General features: G+C 64.0%; 22 protein-coding genes and 1 pseudogene. 18 read left to right on the top strand and 5 right to left on the bottom strand.

The window, feature by feature from the left end; genetic code table 11:
• The 17 genes and pseudogenes from AC36XV_RS14180 to AC36XV_RS14100 form a co-directional block, all read left to right on the top strand.
• A pseudogene (locus tag AC36XV_RS14180) lies at positions 1-306 on the top strand (hypothetical protein); the annotation flags it as partial.
• Positions 303-479 carry a hypothetical protein gene (locus AC36XV_RS14175; protein ID WP_492204340.1) on the top strand — a complete coding sequence of 59 codons (177 nt, stop codon included), beginning with the start codon at positions 303-305 and terminating at the stop codon, positions 477-479. The pseudogene AC36XV_RS14180 and the gene AC36XV_RS14175, both read left to right, overlap by 4 nt.
• A 91-nt stretch (positions 480-570) precedes the next feature.
• Positions 571-1,020, top strand: coding sequence for a hypothetical protein (locus AC36XV_RS14170; protein ID WP_492204339.1), 450 nt, complete (start codon positions 571-573; stop codon positions 1,018-1,020).
• 561 nt (positions 1,021-1,581) lie between these two features.
• A complete protein-coding gene (locus tag AC36XV_RS14165; protein WP_492204338.1) occupies positions 1,582-1,755 on the top strand; it encodes a Flp family type IVb pilin in 174 nt (57 codons plus the stop codon).
• A gap of 75 nt (positions 1,756-1,830) precedes the next feature.
• The gene (locus tag AC36XV_RS14160; protein ID WP_492204337.1) at positions 1,831-2,001 is read left to right on the top strand and encodes a Flp family type IVb pilin; all 171 of its coding nucleotides are present in this window, start codon (positions 1,831-1,833) and stop codon (positions 1,999-2,001) included.
• Positions 2,002-2,083: 82 nt separating this feature from the next.
• A complete protein-coding gene (locus AC36XV_RS14155) occupies positions 2,084-2,602 on the top strand; it encodes an A24 family peptidase (protein ID WP_492204336.1) in 519 nt (172 codons plus the stop codon).
• Between the two features lie 51 nt (positions 2,603-2,653).
• Positions 2,654-3,496: a Flp pilus assembly protein CpaB gene (gene cpaB / locus AC36XV_RS14150; RefSeq protein WP_492204335.1), complete on the top strand. Its 843-nt coding sequence runs from the start codon at positions 2,654-2,656 to the stop codon at positions 3,494-3,496.
• Positions 3,496-4,887: a type II and III secretion system protein family protein gene (locus tag AC36XV_RS14145; protein ID WP_492204334.1), complete on the top strand. Its 1,392-nt coding sequence runs from the start codon at positions 3,496-3,498 to the stop codon at positions 4,885-4,887. The genes cpaB and AC36XV_RS14145 overlap by 1 nt, the downstream gene beginning before the upstream one ends.
• Before the next feature lie 46 nt (positions 4,888-4,933).
• On the top strand, positions 4,934-6,175 hold the full coding sequence (locus tag AC36XV_RS14140; RefSeq protein WP_492204333.1) for a CpaE/TadZ family protein: 1,242 nt from the start codon (positions 4,934-4,936) through the stop codon (positions 6,173-6,175).
• Positions 6,175-7,584: a TadA family conjugal transfer-associated ATPase gene (locus AC36XV_RS14135; protein WP_492204332.1), complete on the top strand. Its 1,410-nt coding sequence runs from the start codon at positions 6,175-6,177 to the stop codon at positions 7,582-7,584. The genes AC36XV_RS14140 and AC36XV_RS14135 overlap by 1 nt, the downstream gene beginning before the upstream one ends.
• Positions 7,585-7,594: 10 nt before the next feature.
• Positions 7,595-8,584 carry a type II secretion system F family protein gene (locus AC36XV_RS14130; protein ID WP_492204331.1) on the top strand — a complete coding sequence of 330 codons (990 nt, stop codon included), beginning with the start codon at positions 7,595-7,597 and terminating at the stop codon, positions 8,582-8,584.
• Positions 8,584-9,504 (top strand): type II secretion system F family protein, encoded by a 921-nt coding sequence (locus tag AC36XV_RS14125; RefSeq protein WP_492204330.1) that lies wholly within the window; start codon positions 8,584-8,586, stop codon positions 9,502-9,504. Before AC36XV_RS14130 ends, AC36XV_RS14125 begins: the two co-directional genes overlap by 1 nt.
• 11 nt (positions 9,505-9,515) lie before the next feature.
• On the top strand, positions 9,516-9,899 hold the full coding sequence (locus tag AC36XV_RS14120) for a DUF192 domain-containing protein (protein WP_492204329.1): 384 nt from the start codon (positions 9,516-9,518) through the stop codon (positions 9,897-9,899).
• A complete protein-coding gene (locus AC36XV_RS14115) occupies positions 9,896-11,284 on the top strand; it encodes a DUF8689 domain-containing protein (RefSeq protein WP_492204328.1) in 1,389 nt (462 codons plus the stop codon). Before AC36XV_RS14120 ends, AC36XV_RS14115 begins: the two co-directional genes overlap by 4 nt.
• Before the next feature lie 16 nt (positions 11,285-11,300).
• Positions 11,301-12,827 carry a hypothetical protein gene (locus AC36XV_RS14110; protein ID WP_492204327.1) on the top strand — a complete coding sequence of 509 codons (1,527 nt, stop codon included), beginning with the start codon at positions 11,301-11,303 and terminating at the stop codon, positions 12,825-12,827.
• Complete coding sequence (locus AC36XV_RS14105; protein ID WP_492204326.1) at positions 12,824-14,680, top strand: glycosyltransferase family 39 protein; 1,857 nt, start codon at positions 12,824-12,826, stop codon at positions 14,678-14,680. Before AC36XV_RS14110 ends, AC36XV_RS14105 begins: the two co-directional genes overlap by 4 nt.
• Before the next feature lie 2 nt (positions 14,681-14,682).
• Positions 14,683-15,390, top strand: a complete 708-nt coding sequence (locus AC36XV_RS14100) for a DUF4159 domain-containing protein (protein WP_492204325.1) — start codon at positions 14,683-14,685, stop codon at positions 15,388-15,390.
• Between the two features lie 15 nt (positions 15,391-15,405).
• On the opposite strand, the gene AC36XV_RS14095 is transcribed toward AC36XV_RS14100, so the two are convergent.
• From AC36XV_RS14095 to coxB, 5 genes are all read right to left on the bottom strand, one after another.
• Entirely contained in the window at positions 15,406-17,556 is a 2,151-nt protein-coding gene (locus AC36XV_RS14095; protein WP_492204324.1) for a heavy metal translocating P-type ATPase, read from the bottom strand.
• 201 nt (positions 17,557-17,757) lie between these two features.
• Positions 17,758-18,063 (bottom strand): cytochrome C oxidase subunit IV family protein, encoded by a 306-nt coding sequence (locus AC36XV_RS14090; RefSeq protein WP_492204323.1) that lies wholly within the window; start codon positions 18,061-18,063, stop codon positions 17,758-17,760.
• Positions 18,064-18,081: 18 nt separating this feature from the next.
• Complete coding sequence (locus AC36XV_RS14085; protein WP_492204322.1) at positions 18,082-18,675, bottom strand: cytochrome c oxidase subunit 3; 594 nt, start codon at positions 18,673-18,675, stop codon at positions 18,082-18,084.
• 16 nt (positions 18,676-18,691) lie between these two features.
• Complete coding sequence (gene ctaD / locus AC36XV_RS14080; RefSeq protein ID WP_492204321.1) at positions 18,692-20,521, bottom strand: cytochrome c oxidase subunit I; 1,830 nt, start codon at positions 20,519-20,521, stop codon at positions 18,692-18,694.
• Between the two features lie 50 nt (positions 20,522-20,571).
• Entirely contained in the window at positions 20,572-21,549 is a 978-nt protein-coding gene (gene coxB / locus AC36XV_RS14075; protein ID WP_492204342.1) for a cytochrome c oxidase subunit II, read from the bottom strand.
• Between the two features lie 235 nt (positions 21,550-21,784).
• Between coxB and AC36XV_RS14070 the strand changes: the two genes are divergently transcribed.
• The gene (locus AC36XV_RS14070; RefSeq protein ID WP_492204320.1) at positions 21,785-23,020 is read left to right on the top strand and encodes a glycosyltransferase family 2 protein; all 1,236 of its coding nucleotides are present in this window, start codon (positions 21,785-21,787) and stop codon (positions 23,018-23,020) included.
• Positions 23,021-23,031: the final 11 nt, after the last annotated feature.

Genomic DNA, 23,031 nt, shown 5'->3' with positions numbered 1-23,031 from the left:
CTCAGGGGTTTCGGAGTGATGGCGGAGTTCTGGGACGTGGTCACCCTTCACATCCTGCTGCAGTTCCTCCTCTACTTCATGCCGACACCGAGCGGCAGCGGAGTGGGTGAGATGCTGGCTCCGGCGCTGATGAGCCCCTTCCTGGCGGACAACCTCCTGGTCGCGTACACGGCGGTATGGCGCTTCTTCCTCAACTACATCACCATACTCGTGGGAGGGTCCTTCCTGGTCCGCTGGATCAGCGCGGACGCCGCTGGAGTATCTTCAGAAGAGGAAGCTGTCGACCCGGGGAAAGGGGTCTCATGAAGCAGTGCAACAAGTGCGAGGCGGTCATTCCGGATGACGCGCGTCTTTGCCCGCACTGCCGGGAAGCGCAGCGGCACGGGGATCGGCTGCCACAGGTGTTTCTCGTGGGAGTCAGCCTCGCGGCGGCCCTCGCGGTTCTGCTCGAGAGCTGCCCGGGGCTCGGATCGGGATGAACGCTGGCGTGCGACGGCGCATCGGCACATCTTCGTTCGGGAATGTCCGAGCAGAAGAGCCTGTCGTGAACGACCGGGAGCGTGCACAGCCATGAGAGACCTGAGACCGTTATTCGCAGGCCTCGCCCTGGCCGCCCTCTCCACCCAGGCCTGCGCCGGAAGGGCCTATCTGCCTGGCGAGCCCGGCGGCGCGAAGTCCGACCTCAGCGGCACGGACGTGCGCGAAGAATGGCTCACGGCTCATCCGGATACGCCGACGGACATCGCGGATGCCATCCGTGAAGGCGTCTTCATACCCGGAATGACGATCGAGGAGCGCGACATCCTCACCAATCCGAAGCGGAAGGGAGCCACCGGGAACGGCTTCTGGCGGTCGCGCACGACCGGGGACGAGACGCGGTACCAGTGGTTCGTGTCCGGTCAGAGGGAACCCTTCGTGGACGGGCGTGCCCGGGCGATCTGTGAGCTCGTCTTCGTCGGCGCCAACCTGAAGGAGGTGCGATATTGCAGTCCGCCAACCGAAGGTGACACCTCCGGCTGACGATGACCTCGTATCCGTGAATCCCGTCGTAACGTAGCCCTCCTCGATCCACGCTTTTCCTCCCCCCTTGCGCCGGCCACCCCCCGTGGGGTGATATTTGGTGTGGCGCGCGTGCAACAATCATCCGTTGTGGGTACGACCTTGAGAACAGGCAACCTGGCCCGCGACGAGAATCCGGAGGCGACACTGGCTTGCATGGACGTCAAAAGTTGCGGTCCGGCGCCGACCCGGGCCACAGACTCTCCGGATCCGGCAAGACAGTGCAGATTGCACGTTCTCGCAGCCACTGGCCGCCGACTTCGGCCCCGCCGGCAGCCCGCATGTCGATCGCTATATACCGTCATGTCAATGATTTATGGTCACAGGTATATGTTACGTCGGAATCAGGTACGGGGATTGCCCACCAGGTAGCGGAACGCCTTGCCTCCCATTCTCGAGTGGGACGGGGGCAGGACCGTGGCACGATTCGTTCAACGGATCGGCGTCGCGCTGAGTCCGCGGGGGAGCCACACCGGGTGGAGTCCCATGGATTCGAGGCCGCACGAACACGAGGAGAAACGGATGAGTCAGCAGCTTCGGCGTCTTTGGGTAGACGAGTCCGGCCAGGACCTGGTCGAGTACGCGCTGCTGCTCGTTCTTCTGACTCTCGTGGTCATCGCGGCTCTTCGGCTCCTGGGACCGACCATCTCGGGCTTCTTCAACGATGTGTCCGACAACCTGAACTCCGTCACCTGAACGGTCCGACGGAACTGATCGCGCGCGGGCGAGTCCGCGTACACGTGAACGGCAAACACTGCCGGGAGGATTGAAATGCTTGCACCCTTCAAAGCTCTGTGGGCGGACGAGTCTGGTCAGGATCTCGTCGAGTATGCGCTCCTCGTGGCTCTGATCGCGATTATCGTGATTGCGGCCCTTCGCATCCTCGGTCCGATCATCGCCGGTGTCTTCAACGACATCAGCGACAACCTGAACACGGTCTGACGGAAGCCTTCAGCCGGGCGGCCTCCTCGGAGGTCGCCCGGCCCACAAACCGAATTCAGTCGTTACAGACAGGGGACCACCCGTGGATCTCAGCGCAATCGGTCTGGTCCTGACCGTCGCACTCGGTGCGACCTTTGATGTCGGGACCCGACGCATACCCAACTTCATCACGGTGGGCGGCATCGCCGTCGCCCTCGTGCTGCGCCTTTCCATGGGCGGAGCCGGCAGCCTCGTGGATGGCCTGCTCGGCGCCCTTCTCGCGTTCCTGGTCACGTTTCCGCTGTTCATGCTGCGCAGCATGGGGGGCGGCGACGTCAAGCTTCTGACGGCCGTGGGTGCCTTTCTCGGGCCCTACGGAACGTTCATCGCGCTGCTCGCCACCGCTCTGGTCGGAGGCGTGCTCGCGATCCTGGTGTCACTTCGCCACCGCCGCCTCCGGACCAGCGTGACGGGCACGTGGACGGTGGTTCGAGGCCTCACGCTCAAAGCCATCAGTGGCGGCGAAATCGATGCCGTACCGACGCTCGAGACGGAAGGGGCCGTCACGGTTCCCTATGGTGTGGCGATTGCGGCGGGCGCCGTGATCGGACTTCTCTGGTAAGCCGCTCGAAAGTGAGCCTGACGATCATGACGAGAAACAGGAATAGTGGCCATGCGTAGTCGACGGTTGTTCATCGTGATGGCGCTGGCTCTCTTGTCGGGGCTGGCCGCCGCCTGGCTGGCTCTCAACTACCTGCGCCAGCCGGAGAGCCCGATCCGTACGGCCGAGCCCGTGGTGACCGAAGTCGTCGTGGCCGCCCGGGATCTTCCCTTGGGAACGGTCCTGACCGCTGAGGATGTCAAGCTCGTGGACTGGCCCGGCGGCGTGCTTCCGGAGGGATACTCCGCCTCGGTGGAGGAGGTTCTGGGACGCGGTGTGATCTCTAACGTCGCCCTCAACGAACCCCTCATCTCGAGGAAGATCGCGGTCAAGGAGGCCGGCGGCGGTCTTCCGATCGTGATCCCCGAAGGTATGCGCGGGGTCAGCGTGCGAGTCGACGACGTCATCAGCATCGCGGGATTCGTTCTTCCGGGTACCCGCGTCGACGTCCTCGTCACTCTGGACCAGGGGAACCAGCAGAACAACCCGGTTACGAAGCTGATCCTGCAGAATATCCCCGTCCTCACATCGGGCCAGGTGGTCGAACAGAATGTGAACGGGGAGCCCATACAGGTCACGGTCATTACCCTGCTCGTGGACCCCGAGCAGGCCGAGGAGCTGGTCCTGGCGGCCACGCGCGGGCGAATTCAGCTGGCCCTCCGAAACACGCTGGACATCGATTCGGTGACCACGGAGGGGGCGCGATTGAACAGCCTGGTTCCGGCCCAGCGGGTCGTGCAGCGATCGACCGCCCCGCGGCGTGCTGCACCGCCTCCGGCGACCCCCACCCGGCAGATCGAAGTCTGGCGGGGCAACCAGGTAGAAACAGAAACACTTGACGAGGGTGGCTCCTGATGAACGCTGTCAGCATACGGACCCGATTGCAGAGCCGCAGCGCGCGGGTCGGCGGACTTGCATTGGTCATTCTGGCCAGCCTCGCCATCGCTCGCACGGCTACGGGGCAGGAAGTGGTTTCGAGCAGTGTGACCCCCAGCGGCACCATCAACGTGCCTCTGGGCAACTCGCACGTGGTCTCACATCCCGTCGTGATCCGGCGCGTTTCGATTGCCGATCCGGAGGTCGCGGATGCCGTACCGATCTCGTCGCAGGAGATCGTGATCAACGGCAAGGCTCCCGGAACGACCACCTTCATTCTGTGGGACAACGCCGGCGGACGGCGGATGTACGCCGTGCGGGTCACCCCCGACGCGACCAGTCTGGAAGCCGACCTTCGGGAGCTGTTCCCGGAGGATAGCATTTCCGTCACGGCGACGGGAGGATCCGTGATCCTCTCGGGCCATGTCTCGCAGCAACTCACGGCCGACAGAGTGGTAGCGATTACAGCGGGCTTCCTGGGAGTGGAGGCCGAGGATCCCAGCATTGTCAATCACCTCAGTGTTCCGGACCCCGGTCAGGTGCTTCTGCAGGTCCGATTCGCCGAAGTCAGTCGCACCGCGCTTGAGAGAGCGGGCATCAACATCCTGCGAGTCGGAGACGACATCTCGGGCGGAGTGGGAACCGGTCGACCGACTCCGCCTTCCGGGGAGCTTGGGTTGACGGGAGACGCCGCCCAGGGAGTGACCCAGACGTTCTCGGACGCGCTCAACATCTTCCTGATCGATCACCGGAACGGCGTCGGGGCCTTCATCCAGGCGCTCAAGTCGAACGGGCTGTTCCGGAGCCTGGCCGAACCGAACCTGCTCGCCGTGCATGGTCAGGAAGCCTCTTTCCTCGCGGGCGGTGAGTTTCCGTATCCCGTCGTTCAGGGTGGAGCCGCGGCTGGAGCCGTCACGATCCAGTTCAGAGAGTATGGCGTACGTCTGAACTTCACACCGACGATCCAGCCCAGTGGGAATGTGCGCCTGCATGTGGCTCCCGAGGTGTCCACCCTCGACTTCGCGAACGGCCTTACGCTGCAGGGATTCAATATTCCGTCGATCCTGACCCGCAAGGCGGAGACGGAGATCGAGCTGGGGGACGGACAGACGTTCGCCATCGCGGGACTGATCGACAACTCGATCATCGAGGACGTCGACAAGATTCCCGTTCTCGGCGATATCCCGGTCCTGGGCAGCCTCTTCCGTTCGAAGGAGATGCGGCAGAACCGGAGCGAATTGCTCGTTCTGGTCACGCCTCGGCTCGTGCAGCCGATGGATCAGTCGCCGCCCGTGCCGACCGGGGAGCCGGACGCCTGGAATTGGGATGACAGTCTGATGGAGCCTCTGCCCGCGCTGGACGGCCAGTGAGCCGTCGAGCAGCGGCCGTGAACGTGAACCCACTCAGCGTCGAGCCATGAACGGAATCGAGATCAGAACCGCGGTCATCTCCACGGACGGAGACGTCCGAACCCTCCTCCGACAGGTTGTCGATGGGGACTCGGAAGCGTCCGGGATCCGGATCGGGCTCGAAATCCCGGTGCCGTTCACCGAGATCGACGACTCCCGGCTGGAGCAGCTCCGCCAGCTGAACCCGGAGCTCATCTTCCTCGACCTGGACGATGATCCGGTCATGGGCCTCAAGTTCGCGCAGTTCCTCGGAGAGGGAGCCCCCGGCCGGAAGATCATCGCCGTGGGGCCGACCCTGACGCCCGAGCAACTCCTTCAGGCAATGCAGGCGGGGGTTTCGGAATACCTGCAGAAGCCCCTGACGGAGGCCTCCGTACAGGAGGCGATCGACCGGTTGAGTCGAAAACTCGGCCGCAAGGTAGAAGATCGACGGAAGGAACCGGCCAAGCTTCTCGCCTTCTTCAGTCCGAAGGGAGGCACCGGATCGACGTGCGTCGCCACCAACGTGGCCGTGGCCCTGCACCTCACGACCCGAAAGAAGGTCCTTCTCGTCGACCTCGATCTCGAGCTGGGTGAGACGGCGCTGCTGCTCGGCGTCGAGCCCCGGTTCAGCTTCGTGGATCTCGTACGGAACTTCCACCGGGTCGACGCGGGCCTCCTGGCCTCCTACATCGAGCGCCACGAGTCCGGCGTCGAGCTTCTCTCCGCGCCGTTTCATCCCGCCAAGGCGGAGACGGTCACGGGAGACCAGATTCGGCAGATCCTGCATTTTCTCAAGCAGCACTACGACTACGTCATCGTGGACACGTCCAAGTCCTTCTCGCCGCCGACGCTGGCGACGTTCGAGCAGGCGGATCAGGTCTTCCTCATCACCAACGTCGATTTGCCTTCGCTGCGCAACATCACCCGCTGCCTACCGCTTCTCGAGCGCATGGGCGCGGTCAAAGGCGACGAGTGGCTGCGTCTGGTGGTCAACCGATACCAGACCAGCGACCCGATCTCGCTCAAGGAGATCGAGAAGACGCTCGGACTGTCGGTATACTGGACCCTCGGAAACGATTTCGAGGCGGTCATGAACTCGATCAACTCCGGCAAGCCCGTCGTGCTGACGGACAAATCGGCCTTCGCTCGGGACATGAAGGCGCTGGTGGCGAGCATGACGGGGGTGACCATGGATAGTCAGGACGGAGACGGTCTGCTCGGAGGCCTTCGAAAAATGTTCGGCGGTAGCAAGAGGAGCCAGGTCTGATGAACGAACCCAACCGCCCGGACACGGAAGCCACCGGGACCGGCGAGACTGCACAGGCGGGAGTGCCCCTCCCCTGGGGTGACGGCCAGGGCGCGCCCCAGCAGGCGACTCCGGCCCGTGCACAGGGCGAGGAACAGGATGCGGGCCTGATGCAGGAGATCAAGGTCCGGGTCCACCGGCAGCTGCTGGAGCGTCTCAATCTCTCCAACATCGACGCCCTGGACAAAGCCCAGGTCGTCGAGGAGATCCGGAAGGTCGTCCACGACCTTCTGGCGCGGGAAACCACCCCTCTGAATTACGACGAGAGGGAGGACCTGGTCACCCAGATCCTGGATGAGATCTTCGGGCTCGGTCCGATCGAACCGCTGCTCCAGGATCCCACCGTATCGGACATTCTCGTCAACACGTATCGGCGGGTGTACATCGAGCGAAACGGTCGCCTCGAAAAGACCGACGTGCGTTTCAAGGACGATCGCCATCTACTGCAGATCATCGATCGCATCGTCTCGGCCGTGGGGCGGCGAATCGACGACAGCTCCCCTATGGTCGATGCCCGGCTGGCCGATGGATCCCGGGTCAACGCCATCATTCAGCCGCTGGCACTGGATGGGCCGCATCTGTCGATCCGGAAGTTCAAGAAGGATGTGCTGTCTGCCCCTGACCTGCTGAGGACGCAGACCCTCACCCCGGCGATGCTCGAGCTATGCCAGGGGATCGTCAAGGCGCGTTTGAACATTCTGATTTCCGGAGGGACCGGCGCGGGTAAGACGACGCTGCTGAATATGCTTTCGGAGTCGATTCCGGCCTCGGAGCGAATCGTCACGATCGAGGACTCGGCGGAGCTTCAGCTGCGTCAGCCTCATGTCGTCCGCCTCGAGACGCGCACGGCCAACGTGGAGGGCGCCGGAGAGGTATCCCAGCGGATGCTCCTCATCAACGCTCTCCGGATGCGGCCCGATCGGATCATCATGGGTGAGGTACGAGGATCCGAGGCCGTAGACATGCTCCAGGCCATGAACACCGGTCACGATGGCTCGCTCACGACTCTCCACGCGAACAATGCCCGGGACGCACTGGCGCGACTGGAGACGATGATCTCGATGGCAGGCCTGAATCTTCCCGAAAAGGGAATGCGGCAGCAGATCGCCAGCGCGATCAACGTGCTGATTCAGGTCGGCCGTCTCTCCGACGGTCAACGCAAGATCGTATCGATCTCGGAGATCACGGGGATGGAGGGAGACATCATCACGATGCAGGACATCTTCATGTTCGAGCGGGAAGGTGTGGACGAAGCCGGCAACGTGGTAGGCAAGTTCCGCGCAACCGGCATCCGCCCGCGTTTCACGGACCGGATGCTGGCATACGGAATCGAGCTTCCGGTTTCCCTGTTCTCCAACATCGACGCCTGACGAGGTTCCCATGTTGGATTTCCTGCCCCCGAACTGGTTGCCGGCTCTCGTCGTCTTTCTCGCGGTGGGAATGGGCGTCGTGTCGCTGGCCTTCCTCGGGGAGAGTCTTCGAGAGGTCCGCCGCAGGCGCGATTTTCGGCGTCAGCTGGAATCCGTAACGGGCAAGGAGGGACCGGCGTCTTCTCCCCTGACGGCCTCGGTCCTGCGGGAAGATGAGTCCTCCTCCGCCCTCGACTCCCTGCTCACCTCCCTGCCCCAGGTGCGCGATCTCAAGGTGCTGCTGGAGCAGGCGGACCTGAACTGGACGCCGGGCACGTTCCTGACCATTTCCGCCGGACTCGCGGCTGCCCTCGCCGCCAGCGCGTACATCCTCTCGCAGAGCGCCATCCCGACCCTTCTCTCTGCGCTGGCCGGCCTGGTGTTCCCGCTGATGTACGCCAAGCGTCTGAAGAAGAGGCGCATTCGCAGGTTCGAGGAGCAGTTTCCCGAGGCGATCGATCTGCTGGGCCGGTCGATCAGGGCGGGACATGCGTTTCCCACGGGGCTCAAGGTCGTGGCCGAGGAATCGGAAGACCCGGTCGGGGCGGAGTTCCAGCAGATCTTCGACGAACAGAAGTTTGGACTTCCGCTCGAGGATTCCCTGCTCGGACTGGCCGACCGTATCGATCTCGTGGACGTGAGGATCTTCGTCACTGCGATCCTGATTCAGCGCGAGGTCGGTGGAAACCTGGCGGAGATTCTGGACAAGATCTCCTATACGATACGAGAGCGTTTCACTCTGCAGCGTCAGATCCGGGTCTTTACGGCCCAGGGACGCCTCACGGGATATATCCTCGCGGGGCTCCCGATCCTCCTGGGTCTGGCCATCACGGCACTCAATCCGGTGTACATGGCGATCCTGTTCGAGGAACCGATCGGAAAGGTGCTGCTTGCGGCGGCCGCCGTTCTGCAGTTCCTCGGCTTCATACTCATCCGCCGCATCATCGACATCGAGATCTGATGCTAGCCATCGTCGCGGTTCTGATTGCTGTCACGGCCATTCTCGGGGTCATCGCGATCGCCGAGCTCGTCCCCGCGCGCGACCGCTCCGTCGGAAGACGCCTTCAGGAGTTGCAGGACATCGCGTCCAACCGTGGAGTCGTTCAGCGACGTCGACGACAGGCCAACCGGGAACAGCTCGAGGTGTGGCTGCAGAACTTCGGGGAGCGCGTAGCCTCAGGCCGGAAGGATCTGTTCGAGACGCGCCAGAAGCTGATTCGAGCCGGTTACCGCAGTCAGGATGCCGTGCCGATCTTCTACGCCCTGCGCGTCCTCTCGCTGGTCGTCGGAGCCATCGTCATCCTCGCGCTGCTTCCGACGCTCCAGGGTCGTGACATGGTCCTCTGGGTCGTAGCGGGGGGTGCCGTCTTCTGGATGCTGCCGTCGGGATTCCTCCGGCGTAAGATCCGGCTCCGGCAGAAGGAGATCCAGAAGGCGCTGCCGGACGCGCTCGACATGCTGGTCATCTGCGTGGAGGCCGGGTTGGGCCTGAACCAGGCCCTGACCCGCGTCTCTGAAGAGGTCGAGACGATGAGCCCGGTTCTCGCCGAAGAGCTCCAGATCGTCAACCTCGAGATGCGAGCCGGGACGGCGAGAGAAGACGCTCTGCGCAATCTGGGCGAGCGCACGGATGTGGCCGACCTTCGTTCTCTCGCCACCATGCTGATCCAGACCGACCGGTTCGGGACCTCCATCGCTCAGGCGCTTCGCGTCCATTCCGACACGCTGCGCACGAAGCGCCGCCAGCGGGCCGAGGAAGCCGCGGCCAAGACGACAATCAAGCTCGTGCCCCCTCTCGTCTTCTTCATCTTTCCGGCGATCTTCGTCGTCGTCCTCGGGCCGGCGATGCTGCACCTGATCAACGAGCTCGGGGGCGTCTAGTGGAGCAGGTCGTGGTTCGCAACGCCTCCCGTGAGGATGTCACGCTCGGGAGCCGGATCCGTGTGGCTGACACGTTCTGGACCCGCCTCAAGGGCCTGCTCGGTGCCCCTGCGCTCGAGCCCGGTCAGGGCCTTCTGCTCCGGGACTGTCAGGCCGTGCACATGTTCGGCATGAAGCAGTCCCTCGACGTGGCCTTCCTGAGCGCCGAACAAAAGGTGATCGCCCTGTATCACGGCCTGCGCCCGGGGCAGCGATCCGGCTTTCACGCCAGGGCGCGAGGCGCTCTCGAGCTGCCACCCGGCACTCTTCAGAGAACAGAAACGAGCATTGGAGACCGACTTACCGTCCAGTCGAACGGCAGTGAGAGCCCATCGGGCGACGGAGACCGATCATGACTGACCAAGCGCTACAGGACGCCGCCCAGGCCTCACCCGGGCGACGGGAACAGCCGACGCCGCCCGTGCCCGTAACGACCGCCGATACGGGGCTCACACCCGGCCTGATTTCGGAGTTGATCCTCAAGGCGCTCTACAACCTGGGGGCCCGGACGGGCGAGCAGTTGAGGGCATTCGTTCGCCTGCCGTTCGGAATCCTCGACGAGCAGCTGGTCGATCTCCAGCAGCGACGTCTCATCGAGGTTCGTGAAGGGGGTCAGAGCCGGGTCACCTACACCTTCGACCTGACCGGAGAGGGTCGGAATCGGGCCCGAGACGCGCTCGAGGCGAATGGCTATGTCGGTCCGGCCCCGGTGCCGCTCGTACAGTACGGTCGTTGGGTCGAATCCCAGTCCGTCCGTGGGGTTCACGTCACCGAGGAGACGATTCGCAAGGGCTTCTCGCACCTCGTTTTCGAAGACTCGTTCCTCGATCAGCTCGGACCGGCCATCAACTCGGGGCTGTCCCTGTTCCTGTATGGGCATGCCGGGAACGGTAAGACCACGATCGCCGAGGCGATTTCTCACATGCTCGGCGGACACGTGTATCTCCCCTGGGCCCTCGAGGTCGAAGGCCAGATCATCGTTCTCTTTGACCCCGTGTATCACGACCTGGTCGAGGCGGAGGTCGACTCCTCCGCGGATCCGCTGGCGGACAGCCCACTCTTCCACGAGGGTCAGGCGCACGACGATCGATATGCGGTGATTCGCAGGCCGGTCGTGTTCGTGGGCGGTGAGCTCACCCTCGAACTGCTGGAGCTGCAGTACGATCCTCACACACGGGTTTATCAGGCGCCACCGCATGTGAAGGCCAGCGGTGGGGTCTTCATCATCGATGACTTCGGCCGACAGCTCGTCCGCCCCAGAGACCTGTTGAACCGGTGGATGGTGCCTCTGGAGAAGCGGGTCGACTACCTGGCGCTGAGAAACGGGTACAAGTTCCCGGTTCCGTTCGACTGCCTCGTGATCTTCTCGACGAACCTGAATCCGCTGGAGCTGGTGGACGAGGCCTTCCTGCGGCGCATTCGTTACAAGATCATGGTCGAGAGCCCCAATCGGGACCAGTACAACGAGATCTTCCGAAGGTGCTGCGAAGCCAACGGCATCCTCTATGAACCGAGCCGCGTCGACCACATCTACCGAACCTTCTACGAACGGTTGCGGATGGCTCCGAGAGGCTGCCATCCACGGGATATCGTGGACACCGTGTGCAACGTCGCGAAGTACGAAGATGTGCAACCGTCGCTGTCGATCGAGTTGCTCGACCGTGCCTGCCGCTCGTACTTCCTCGACATCCCGGGCGCGGGCTCCGTGGTAGGCCAGTACGCGCTCGGGGATGAGGAATAGCCGCGGGGCCTCAGAGGTGCAGCGAACTTCGGATCGCATTCTCCGTTGGCTTCTGCCGACCCTCGGTGGCCTGCTCTTCCTGCTCGCCTACGGATTCACCCTCTTCATCCGCGGTGGATCTCTCTTCGCCGGCGATGGCGATCCGGGCCGGCACATCGCTCTTGGGCGATACATCATCGAGCACCGCGCCATACCGCGCGTCGATCTGTTCTCGCATACGATGCAGGGGCAGCCCTTCATACCATTCGAGTGGCTGTCCGAGGTGGTCTTCGCGGCCGCGGATGCCTGGGCGGGACTGACCGGCGTGTCGATCCTGACCGGCCTGCTGTTCGCGGCCGCCGTGGGGTTGACGTACGTCGCGGTACATCGCTCGCGAATCGCTGCCCCGTTGGCCTTCGCATTCGGTGTTGCGGGACTTCTCCTGCAAGCCATACACCTTCATCCACGACCGCACATGTTCACCACGCTGTTTGCGGCCGTGTTCAGTCTCGTGTTGCTGGAAGTCCGCCGCGGGACGACCACGCGCTGGCTGCTGGCCCTTCCGGTGATCATGGCCGTGTGGGTCAACGTGCACGGTGGGTTCCTGATCGGTTTCATTGTCCTCGGCCTGTTCACGGCCGACGCATTCCTGTCCTGGACTCGCGATTCCGGCTCGGCAGAGGCACGAAGAAGCTTGACGTGGCTCGCCTCCATCCTGGGCGCCTGCCTCCTGGTTTCCCTCGCCAATCCGGCCGGTTGGGAGCTGTGGCCACACACGACAGGCTACCTGCGCGAGACCTATCTGGTGAACTTCACCCAGGAGTACAAGTCACCGAACTTCCATGACACGCTCGTCAAGTCGTTCATGATCGTGCTCCTGTTCGGCACGGCCGTCCTCGGCCTGCTTCGGGCAAGGGTCGAGTGGCTGGGGCTGGGACTGTGGCTCGTGTTCGCCGGCTTCGCCCTCCACTCGACGAGGAACATCCCGCTCTTCGCCGTGATCTGCATGCCGTGGCTCGCTCGATGGACCGATGCCCTCTTGAGGCAAGCCGAGCCGTCCGTGGCCCGAGTCCGAAGGTTCGTACGGTGGTCTGAGCGACTCGAACGCATCGACGCCATCCTGCCAGGGTGGGCCGTCACCGCGGTTGCGATCATCGGGCTGACGGCGGCCGGCCTGAATCGAGGAGATGGTGAGTTCGGGTTTGATCCGGATGTATTTCCCGTCCGTGCGGTCGCGGAGCTGAGGAGCAACGGATTCGTCCCGCCCGGTCCGATCTATAACGAATTCATCTGGGGCGGCTATCTGCTGTATGCCTGGCCCGACGTCCCCGTGTTCATCGATGGGCAGACGGACTTCTATGGAGAGGAGCTCACACGCGAGTATCGGGGTATTCGCTTCATCCAGCCCGGCTGGGAGGAGGATCTCCGTGGGAGAGGGATCGCCTGGATCATGGTACCGCCGGACGCGCCCGTCGCCACCGCTCTCCGACTCCTCGGAGGCTGGGAATCCGTCTACTCGGACGACACCGCCACCGTTCTCGTCGCCAGCCGGGAGCGAATGTGACCCCCACCTTCGGAGGCGCTCACGATCCGCCTCCGGATTCGGCCGCTCCCGCCGGAAGGCGATCGCCGGTTCCCCCACTACTGCCCACCGGCCTCTTCATCGGACTTTCGGTCGCGAGCTGGCGAAGAACCGGCGACATCCTGCGTGACTGGGGACGCGAGCTGTTCACCGCCTGGCGACTGTCCGAATCCGACTCACTCTACCGAGATGTGGAAAGCCTGTTTGGACCTCTGTCGCAGTCCCTCAACGGAGCGCTTTTCACGGCTTTCGGTCCCGGTCACTCGACGTTGGCGCTTGCGAATCTGGTGCTGGCCGCCGTCACGGCGTGGCTGCTGTGGGACATCTGCCTCAAGCTGACAGACCGTACGACCGCCACCGTGGCGACGACCGTATTCCTCACGGTCTTCGCATTCGGACATCTGACGCCCTTGGGCAACTACAACTTCGTCACTCCGTATTCTCACGAAGCCACGCACGGAACTCTCCTCTGCGTGGCTTCGGCCTGGGGCCTGGTGCGTTGGTTGCGCACCGGATCCTCCGTGGCACTGGCGATCAGCGGGGTGGCGACTGGAGCCGCGTGGTTCACGAAACCGGAGATCGCGTTGGCTGCCAGTGCAGCCCTCCTGACGGGCACCCTGCTCGGAGTACGGAGCGGACAGTGCGGAGGCAGGACGCTCCTGTACCGCCTGGCACCGGGCTTCGTCCTCCCGGCCTTGATCATCGGTGTCTCGGTCGCACTGAGCCAGGGCCCCGCATCGGTCCCGGAGGTCTTCGTCCACCCCTTCGCGTCGGCCGCCAGGTCAAACCCGCTGACGGAGACGTTCTACCGCGAAGGAATGGGTCTAGACCACCCCTACCAGAACGCCTCTTGGATCCTCCTCGCGGGAACGCTGTGCGTGGGCGCCTATGGAGGCCTGGCGGCGGCCGCCCGACGGATCGCGCCTGGTCTCAACTGGTGGCCAGCGGCCGTCGCTCTGGGACCGGTGGCAGGCTTGATCTCCGTGTTGTCCGGACAGTGGCGCGTCTGGCTGTGGTTCGGGTGGGCACTGCCCGGCGCTTGCCTGCTGGGACTCAGCTGGCTGTGGACGGACCGATCGTCCGGACCGGATGCCGTGGCCCGACGTTCGGGGCTCGCGGTGTGGATCGTCCTGTCCGTGGGATTCCTGCTCAAGCTCGGAATGCGACCCCGACTCTATCAGTACGGTTTCTATCTGGCTCTTCCTGCGACCATCCTCCTCGTGATGCTTGCCTTGCACCACGGACCTCGTCGGCTTGAGCAAGTCAGAGCGAGTCCGGTCTTCGGGCGGGGACTGGCCCTGGGGTTTGCCTACACGCTGTCCGCGGTTCTGGGCCTCGCCTCCCTGCAAGCCATGCATCGCCGCACGGCAGATCTCATGGCAGGACGCGACCTTCTGCGCGTTCGTCCGGCCGAAGTGGACCCTCGCACTGGCACCGTGCTCGAACTGCTGTCGGACCTTCGACGGAGAATCGCTGCTGACTCGAACCTGACTCTGACGGTTCTTCCCGAAGGCGCATCTCTGAACTACTGGATGCGTCTCGAGTCAGGAAGCCGCTATCCCGTCCTCTTGCCACCGGAGCTGAAGGTGTTTGGGGAGGAGACGGTCCTCGATGCCCTCCAGGATCGCCCGCCCGGGATCATCGTCGCGGTGAGACGGGACATGAGCGAGTACGGTCTCTTCGGCTCCGGACCGGTGCCCGGAGCCGCAAAGCTGTCCCGTTGGATCGAGCGTTCGTACTGTGAGGCCACTTCGATACAGACCGTATCGGCAGGGACGCGGCCCCACGGGGCCACCATTCTGACGAAGAGGATCGAGTCGTCTTGTCCCGATTAGTCATGGGTATCGCCCTTTGCGTCCTTGTGTCCGCCGCGTTCGGCGAAGGACTTCGAGAAGAAGGACACGGCAAGGGGACCGCCCTGACGATCGTTGCTCCTGTCCCCCTCCCCACCATCGCGAGGGTACACTACGACGGCGGCGGCGACTGGTACGCGGACCCGTCCAGCCTCCCCAACCTGCTGAGGGAAATCGCCCGGCGGACCGCACTGCCCGTCTCGGAGCGACCCGCCGAAGTACGCTTGACCGACCCGGAACTCGCGGACTACCCGTACCTGTACCTGACCGGTCACGGCAACGTCAGCCTGTCCGATCGCGAGGTCGAAGCCTTGCGAGAGCATCTGCAGAGAGGCGCGTTTCTGCACGTCGATGACAACTACGGACTCGACGCCTCCTTCCGACGCGAGATCGCCCGGGCCTTCCCCGAGGCACAACTCGTGGACGTGCCTCTCGATCACCCCGTGTACCACGTCATGTACGATTTCCCCGAGGGCCTGCCGAAGATCCACGAACACGATGGCCTTCCCGCCCGGGGGCTGGGGATCTTTCTGGACGGCCGGTTGGCCGTGTTCTACAGCTACCAGAGCGACCTGGGTGACGGCTGGGAAGACCCTGGAGTCCACGGCGATCCGCCCGAACTGCGCGAACAGGCGTTCCGGATGGGGGTGAACCTGTTCCTCTATGCGCTCGCTACTGGCCCCGTGATGTAGCGACCGGAGAAGCGCTCACCGAAGCGTCTGCTCGTCGACCCGGGCGAGCCGGAGCGCGTTCAGGGTCACCACGAGCGAGGCCCCCATGTCGCCCACCAGAACGGCCACGATCAGAGAGACCCAGCCCAATGGCACGCCGATGGCCAGCACCAGCTTCACCGCTAGCGCGGTCACGATGTTCTCCCGGATGACCCGTCGGCTGCGCCGGGAAAGCTGATACAGGTACGGCAGGCGCCTCAGGTCATCTCCCATCACGGCGATGTCGGCCGTTTCCAGCGCCACGTCCGAGGCCGCCGCTCCCATGGCGATGCCGACCGATGCCGCGGCGAGGGCCGGTGCGTCGTTCACCCCGTCGCCGACCATGGCCACGCGCCCGGAGACCCTCTCCAGCCTCTCGATCGCGTCGACCTTTTCCTCCGGCTTGAGCCGGGCCAGCACCTCGTCCGCTCCCGCCTCCCGGGCCGCCTCGGTCACCGCCTCCCTGAGGTCCCCACTCAAGACCACGAACCGACCGATGCCGAGTTGACGCAGTCGACGAATGACGACCGGAACGGCCGGCCGTAGGGGATCCCGCAGGCCGAGGACCCCGATCACGATCTGCTCGCCTTCCGTTCCCTCCTCGACCACCACCACCAGAGTCCTGCCCGTTTCGGCCAGCGCTCGAAGCCGATCCCCGGCCTCGCCGTCGGACAGCCGGCCCGGTCGGCCGACGGCGTACATCGTGCCGTCCACCCGGGCGCGGGCGCCCTGGCCCGGAAAGGACTCGAAGTCCTGAACGTCCCGCCCGGTCACGTCCGATCCGGCCGCTCGAACGATCGCCCGGGCGATCGGGTGCTCGGAGCGCGCCTCGACGGAGGCGGCGATGGAGAGCACGTCCGTCGGATCCCAACCGGCGAAGGACTCGATATCCGTCACCTCGGCACGCCCGTGCGTGAGGGTACCCGTCTTGTCGAACGCCAGGACACGAACCTCAGCCATCTGCTCGAGGCTCGCCCCTCCCTTGATCAGGACCCCATGTCGAGCCGCGCTCGTGATCGCGCTGACGACGGACACCGGCGTGGATATGACCAGCGCACAGGGACAGGCAATCACGAGCAGCGTGAGGCCACGCAGGAGCCACGTCTCGAAGGCGCCCCCGAAGAGGAGGACCGGAAGCACGACCACAAGGATGGCTCCGACCGTGACGACAGGTGTGTAATATCGGGCGAACCGCTCGACGAAGCGCTCGCTCGGGGACCGGCGGCGCTCGGCCTCCTCCACGAGACGGATCATCCGGGCGAGCGTGGTGTCGCCCGCGTCTCGATCGCTCCGCACTACGAGGTAGCCATCGTGAACGATCGAACCGGCGAAGACCGCGTCGCGCGGTGCCTTGTCGGCCGGCATCGACTCACCGGTGATCGCGGCCTCGTTGACCGCGGATCCCCCTTCGATCACTTCGCCGTCCACCGGGATGCGCTCGCCCGGGCGGACCACGACGAGGTCTCCCTCCATCACGTCCGCCGACCGGACGGTCACTTCCCGACCGTCGCGCCTCACCCGGGCCACGTCCGGCGACAGTTCCATGAGAGATCGCACCGATGCTTCGGCACGCTCCGATGCGAATCCTTCGAGCAGCTCGGCCACCGAGAACAGGAAGGCGATCGCGCCCGCCTCCATGAACTCCCCGATGGCCGCGGCCCCGATCACCGCGAGAAGCATCAGTACGTGCATGTCGAGCACGCGTCCCCGAAGGGCGCCGACGGCTCGCGGAACGAAGTTGACCGCGCCCACCGCGGCGGCGCCGAGGAACAGCAGGTCCTCCACTCCGGGCCATGCGAAAGCACCATGGGAGTCGACGATCGTTCCGTGCAGGACGAGCCGCAGGATCAGGCCTCCGAAGAACAGGGCGCCGGAGACATACGTGCGAAACGCCCTCGGGCTCGACCACACTCCGATGGGACCCGTGACTTCCGGGGACGGAACGAGTGCCTGATAGCCCAGGTCGGAGATTTCCCTGCGAATCGTCTCGGCACTGATCTGCGCCGGAACGAAATCGACTTCCAGGCGGCGCGTCACCGGGCTCCCCTCTACCTGGAGGATACCCTTGTGCTTGCCGATGCCCCGCCGGATCGTATCGAGGCAGCTGGCACAGTCCATGTTCTCGATTCGGAACTCTACCCGCTCCATGGGCGCCGAAACCGGGTCAACGGCCGGATCCTCCGGCCGCCCAACCGACGAGGAACTCGTTCCCGCATCGAGAGCGCGGTGGCGTCTCAGCGAATCGTTCATGTCGTCAGGATAGGGGCGAGCGCTGGGACGCGTAAAGACGCCGGGATCCTGCAGGCTGCGGAAGACGGGGACCAACGGGGACGCCGGGGGCGCCTCCGATCAGCGGCTGAACACCCCATACAGCAGGAACATCGCCACGACCACGGCGATGGCGACGAGGAGCGGTCCGACGAACAGCGCTCGATACAGCCGGGCGTCGAACTTGAGGTGCATGAAGAACCCGACCACCAGCACGAACTTTGCCGCGGACAGCGTGAGCAGGATCGGAACGAGCACGGGGTGGAGGATCTCGATGTAGAAGACGGCCACCTCGACCGCCGTGATGACCCCGAGGATCGCAGCCACGAGGACATACGTGCGGTTTCCCGGGTGAGCGTGCTGGGCCGGATCGTGCGACTGCGTCATTCCGGTCGGCTCCTTATCTCAGACCAGGAGGTAGATGAGCGTGAACAGGACGATCCACACCACGTCGACGAAATGCCAGTAGAGGCCGGCGATCTCCACCGTCTCCGCGTTCGCCCCGGTGAGTCTGCCGCGGAGCGCCATGAAGAACAGGCTGAGAAGCCAGATGACGCCGACCGCGACATGGGCACCGTGTGTACCGGTCAGGAGGAAGAAGCTACCCCCGAACAGATTGGTCTTCAGCGTCAGCCCTTCGTGAACGAAATGATTGAACTCGTAGACCTGGCCGCCGAGGAAGACCAGGCCGAGCAGGGCGGTCATGAACAGCCAGACCTTTCCCCATTTCATGTCTCCACGCTGCACCGCGGACAGGGCCAGCACCATCATCAGGCTGCTCATCAGAAGGACGAACGTCGTCACCGTGATGAAGGGAATGTTCAGCAGCTCCTCGGGGTACGGCCCGACCAGGCTCCTCCCCCGGTACACCATGTAGGTGATGATCAGCGACCCGAACAGCATGCACTCGGATCCGATGAACGCCCACATCAGGATCTTGCGACTCGACTGTCCCGTGGACGAATGCAGCTCCAGCGCTGCGGCCTCCGAATGACTCACACCCGCTCCTCGTCTCTCAATGCTCCAGGGGCTGGAATGCCCAGCCGTAGATACCGAACAGGATTCCTGCCACTCCGAGTCCGGTGATGGGCAGGCTGCCGATCAGCCCTCCCGTCGCCAGCACCACGATGCCCACCGCGGTGACGAACGGGAAGAACGAAGGTCCGGGCATGTGAGGCTCCGGCACGCTCGGATCATCCCCCGGCGCTGCGGCCCGCGTGTCCTCTGCCCACAGAGGATCCCGCCCGTGAACCTCGGGGAGGACGCGGAAGTTGTAATGCGGCGGCGGCGACGACATGGCCCACTCGAGCGTGGCGCCCTCCCATGGATTCGGACCGGCCGGCTCGCCCTTTCGGAGCATCCGGATCACGTTCCACAGGAAGATCAGCATGGAGGCACCGAGAAGTAGCGACCCGATGGTCGACATCAGGTTCATCGTCTCGAAACCGAGCCCCGATTCGTACGTGAACGTGCGGCGCGGCATTCCATGCAGGCCGAGGAAGTGCTGCGGGAAGAAGGTGACGTTGAACGCGATCAGCATGACCCAGAAGTGCAGCTTCCCGAGGCCTTCGCTCAGCATGCGTCCGGTAATCTTCGGAATCCAGTAGTACATGCCGGCGAACAGAGCGAACATCACGCCGCCGAACAGCACGTAGTGAATGTGGGCCACGACGAAGTACGTGTCCGTCTGCTGCAGGTCGGAAGGAGCGGAGGCATGCATCACTCCGCTGAGCCCGCCGATGATGAACATCGCGATGAAGCCGAGGGAGAAGTAGAGAGGCGTCTTCATCCGAAGGGAGCCCCCCCACAGCGTGGCGATCCAGTTGAAGATCTTCACCCCCGTCGGAATGGCGATCAGCATCGTGGTAGCCGCGAACACCGTGTTCGCCACCGGACCCAGACCGACTGCAAACATGTGGTGGGCCCACACACCGAAGCCGAGAAAGGCGATCAGAATGCCGGAGTAGACGACGAAGGCGTACCCGAAGAGCGGTTTCCTCGAGAATACGGGGATCACCTCGGAGATCATTCCCAGCGCCGGAAGGAGCAGGATGTAGACCTCGGGGTGACCGAAGATCCAGAAGAGGTGCTGCCACAAAAGCACGTCGCCGCCGGCCAGCGGGTTGAAGAACACCGTCCCGAACATGCGGTCGAACATCAGGAGGACCAGGCCCACCGTGATCGCCGGAAACGCCATGACGAGCAGAAACGACGTGATTAGCGTCATCCACGTGAAGAGCGGCATGCGCATGAACGTCATGCCTTCGCAACGCAGATTGATGATCGTCACGATGAAGTTCAGAGCCGCGGCGATCGAGGACACGCCCAGCACGAGAAGGCCGAGAACCCAGAAGTCCAGCCGCATGCCTGGCGAGTACTGGGTCGACGTCAGGTTCGCGTAGCCGAACCAACCCGCGTCGGGCGCCCCGCCGAACAGGAAGCTGGCGTTCATGAACAGGGCCCCGAGGAAGAACACCCAGAAGCTGAACGCGTTCAGGCGGGGAAATGCGACGTCTCTGGCCCCGATCTGGAGCGGTACGATGTAGTTGAAGAAGGCGGCGCTGAGCGGCATGATGGCGAGGAACACCATCGTCGTGCCGTGCATCGTGAAGAGCTGGTTGTACAGATCGGGGTCGATCAGCGTGTTCTCCGGCGACCCCAGCTGCAGCCGGATGAGCAGAGCCTCGAGGCCACCCACGAGGAAGAAGAAGAACGCGCTGACCCCGTACATGATGCCGATCCGCTTGTGATCGACAGTCGTGATCCAGCTCAGGATGCCACCCGAATAGGTGCCCTCGTGCGAGTGGGCCCCGCTCTCGAGAGTGCTGGCTTCCGTGACGGCCATGTATTCCCCTGTCCTCGTTCGTCCGCTGCTTATGCTCTGGTGCCCGAGCGCTACTTCAGGCTCTGGAGATACTCCACGATCAGGCGCACGGTCTCATCATCCATCTCCGGCACCACCATGAGCGCGCCGGGCTTGACCTGCTGCGGGTAGCGGATCCATCGCTCCATGTTCTCGGGCGTGTTGTCCAGAATTCCGGCCGCGATACGCCTGCGACTGCCCACGTGAGTGAGGTCCGGCCCGATCATCCCCTGCGCAATCGTTCCACGCACCGCGTGGCAGGCGATACATCCGCTCTGCATGAAGGCCTGGCTGCCGCGGGCGAAGGCGGCCGAATCGGCGACCACGGCCTCCGCCTTCTGCTGCTCGACCCATCGCTCGAAGTCCTCGGGCGCCTCGGCGACGAGCTCCATCTTCATCAGCGCGTGCGAGAGTCCGCAGAATTCCGCGCACTGGCCCAGGTAGATTCCCGCGGAATCGGCAGTGAACCATATCTGGTTCTCGTGTCCGGGGATCACGTCCCGCTTACCCCCCAGCCTCGGGAACCAGAAGCTGTGAATCACATCGTCCGAGGTGAGGCGCACGTCGATCTGTGTGCCGACCGGTATGTGCATCTCGTTGGCCGTCACCACACCGAGGTCCGGATAGCGGAACTCCCACCACCACTGGTGGCCGATGGCCTCGACAACCAGGGACTCTCCCCTCGGGGGACGGTCGACATCCCAGATGGTCTTGATCGTCGGAATGGCGATCAGCACCAGCACGATCGCCGGCGCCAGCGTCCAGGAGATCTCCAGGAGGGTATTCCCGTGCGTCCGCTTGGGAGCCGGCCCCCCGGGCCTCTCCCGGAACCGGACGATGGCCACGATCAGGGCGCCCTCGACCAGCACGAAGACCACCACGGCCCAGAAGAAGATGCCGGTGAAGAGATCCTGGAGCTTCCAGGCGAAATCGGACGCCGGATCGAGAGCCGACTGGGGAAACGGCCCGCCGCAGGCCGCCAGTCCAATTCCGGCCAGGGCCACGGCCATAACGATCAAGCTGTTTTTCGGGGTTGCCCCCGATCGCCTGCCACCTAACACAGGTGCCTTTCTCTGCGGGTCCGCTTCGCAGCCTTCGCCCGGCCGGATGGAACGCCCCTTAATAGACGGAAGCCCATGTCGAGTCAAGGGAAGCTGCCGGTGCCGGGGGCCTGATTTACTCTTCACCCCTCCCCGAGCAGACGTTAGACTATCTGATCGGCCACCTAAGTCTGGAGCTTTCCTCATGCAAACCGAACTCCCGGCTGCAGCGCCTCCCCAACCCGTTCTGACGATCGTACTGCCCGCGCTCAACGAGGAGGAGGCCATCGGGTCCACACTGGAGAGGTGCCTGGCCGCGACACCCATCATCAAGGCTCGGGGTGGGGTCGCGGACGTTGAATGGATCGTTGTATCGGACGGGTCGGAGGACAGCACGGCGGAAATTGCCCGTTCCTTTGGACCGGTTTCCGTCTATGAATTCGATGAGAACCGGGGCTATGGCGCAGCCATCAAGTTCGGTTTCGGCAAGGGGGGAGGAGATCTCGTGGGCTTCATCGACGCCGATGGAACCTGCGACCCAGAGTATTTTGCCGACTTGTGCGAGGAGGTGACGAGCGGCAGTGCGGATATCGCTTTAGGAGCTCGGCTCACGAAGGATAGCAGGATGCCCGGGATTCGTTCGCTGGGCAATCGGCTGTACGCCCTGTTGCTCAGCACGATGGCGAACCGGCCGATCACCGACACGGCCAGCGGCATGCGAGTCCTGCGAAGGAACATCCTTGCGGCTCTCGGACCGCTTCCCGATGGACTTCACTTCACCCCGGCCATGAGCGCCAGGGCCGTATTGAGCGGACTGCGGATCTCCGAAGTGCCGATGAGCTACGGGGAGCGCCTTGGCCGCAGCAAGCTCAGCATCGGAACCGATGGATGGAAGTTCCTGAACGCCATTCTGGATGGACTCCTTCTGTTTCGACCTGAAAAGGTGTTCTGGTTTCTGGCGCTGCCCTTGTTCTTGGGCGCCGCCCTCCTGTCCATCAATCCCATCGAGTACTATCTCACCCATGGTCGGGTGGACGAGTGGATGATCTACCGTTTCCTCGTCGCGTCCCTGCTCGCGGGAGCCGCCTGCCTGTCCGTCGGAGCGGGGGCCGTGGTGGCGTTCATGAGCGAACTGGTCCTCGGCAGCGACCGACGAACATTCTTCAGCCAGGTCTTCTCAAGGGTGTTTCGTGGCGTTCCGGCGACCCTCTTCTTCGCCTTCCTGATCTTGGCCTCGACGGCGCTCGTGTGGCCCGGTGTCACCGAGTATCTGACGACGGGACACGTGTCACTCCATTGGTCGAGAGTGATCGTTTCCGCTTTCGGCTACCTGGCCGCGTTCCAGCTGCTCATCACCTCCCTGCTTCTGCGGATCACCGGGCTGTGGTTGGATTATGACAAGCAGCGTCTTGGCGGCCGAAGCAGGGGTACCGCTCCGTGACGCGCGAATCC

The sequence above is a fragment of the Candidatus Benthicola sp. genome, assembly GCF_058719085.1.
This window is presented reverse-complemented; position numbering and strand designations above follow the sequence as displayed.

Excerpts from the sequence above, each read along its gene's own strand:
- AC36XV_RS14175 (WP_492204340.1), top strand. The coding sequence starts at position 303 with ATGAAGCAGTGCAACAAGTGCGAGGCGGTCATTCCGGATGACGCGCGT.
- AC36XV_RS14170 (WP_492204339.1), top strand. The coding sequence starts at position 571 with ATGAGAGACCTGAGACCGTTATTCGCAGGCCTCGCCCTGGCCGCCCTC.
- AC36XV_RS14165 (WP_492204338.1), top strand. The coding sequence starts at position 1,582 with ATGAGTCAGCAGCTTCGGCGTCTTTGGGTAGACGAGTCCGGCCAGGAC.
- AC36XV_RS14160 (WP_492204337.1), top strand. The coding sequence starts at position 1,831 with ATGCTTGCACCCTTCAAAGCTCTGTGGGCGGACGAGTCTGGTCAGGAT.
- cpaB (WP_492204335.1), top strand. The coding sequence starts at position 2,654 with ATGCGTAGTCGACGGTTGTTCATCGTGATGGCGCTGGCTCTCTTGTCG.
- AC36XV_RS14145 (WP_492204334.1), top strand. The coding sequence starts at position 3,496 with ATGAACGCTGTCAGCATACGGACCCGATTGCAGAGCCGCAGCGCGCGG.
- AC36XV_RS14140 (WP_492204333.1), top strand. The coding sequence starts at position 4,934 with ATGAACGGAATCGAGATCAGAACCGCGGTCATCTCCACGGACGGAGAC.
- AC36XV_RS14135 (WP_492204332.1), top strand. The coding sequence starts at position 6,175 with ATGAACGAACCCAACCGCCCGGACACGGAAGCCACCGGGACCGGCGAG.
- AC36XV_RS14130 (WP_492204331.1), top strand. The coding sequence starts at position 7,595 with ATGTTGGATTTCCTGCCCCCGAACTGGTTGCCGGCTCTCGTCGTCTTT.
- AC36XV_RS14125 (WP_492204330.1), top strand. The coding sequence starts at position 8,584 with ATGCTAGCCATCGTCGCGGTTCTGATTGCTGTCACGGCCATTCTCGGG.
- AC36XV_RS14115 (WP_492204328.1), top strand. The coding sequence starts at position 9,896 with ATGACTGACCAAGCGCTACAGGACGCCGCCCAGGCCTCACCCGGGCGA.
- AC36XV_RS14100 (WP_492204325.1), top strand. The coding sequence starts at position 14,683 with ATGGGTATCGCCCTTTGCGTCCTTGTGTCCGCCGCGTTCGGCGAAGGA.
- AC36XV_RS14095 (WP_492204324.1), bottom strand. The coding sequence starts at position 17,556 with ATGGAGCGGGTAGAGTTCCGAATCGAGAACATGGACTGTGCCAGCTGC.
- AC36XV_RS14090 (WP_492204323.1), bottom strand. The coding sequence starts at position 18,063 with ATGACGCAGTCGCACGATCCGGCCCAGCACGCTCACCCGGGAAACCGC.
- ctaD (WP_492204321.1), bottom strand. The coding sequence starts at position 20,521 with ATGGCCGTCACGGAAGCCAGCACTCTCGAGAGCGGGGCCCACTCGCAC.
- coxB (WP_492204342.1), bottom strand. The coding sequence starts at position 21,549 with ATGGCCGTGGCCCTGGCCGGAATTGGACTGGCGGCCTGCGGCGGGCCG.
- AC36XV_RS14070 (WP_492204320.1), top strand. The coding sequence starts at position 21,785 with ATGCAAACCGAACTCCCGGCTGCAGCGCCTCCCCAACCCGTTCTGACG.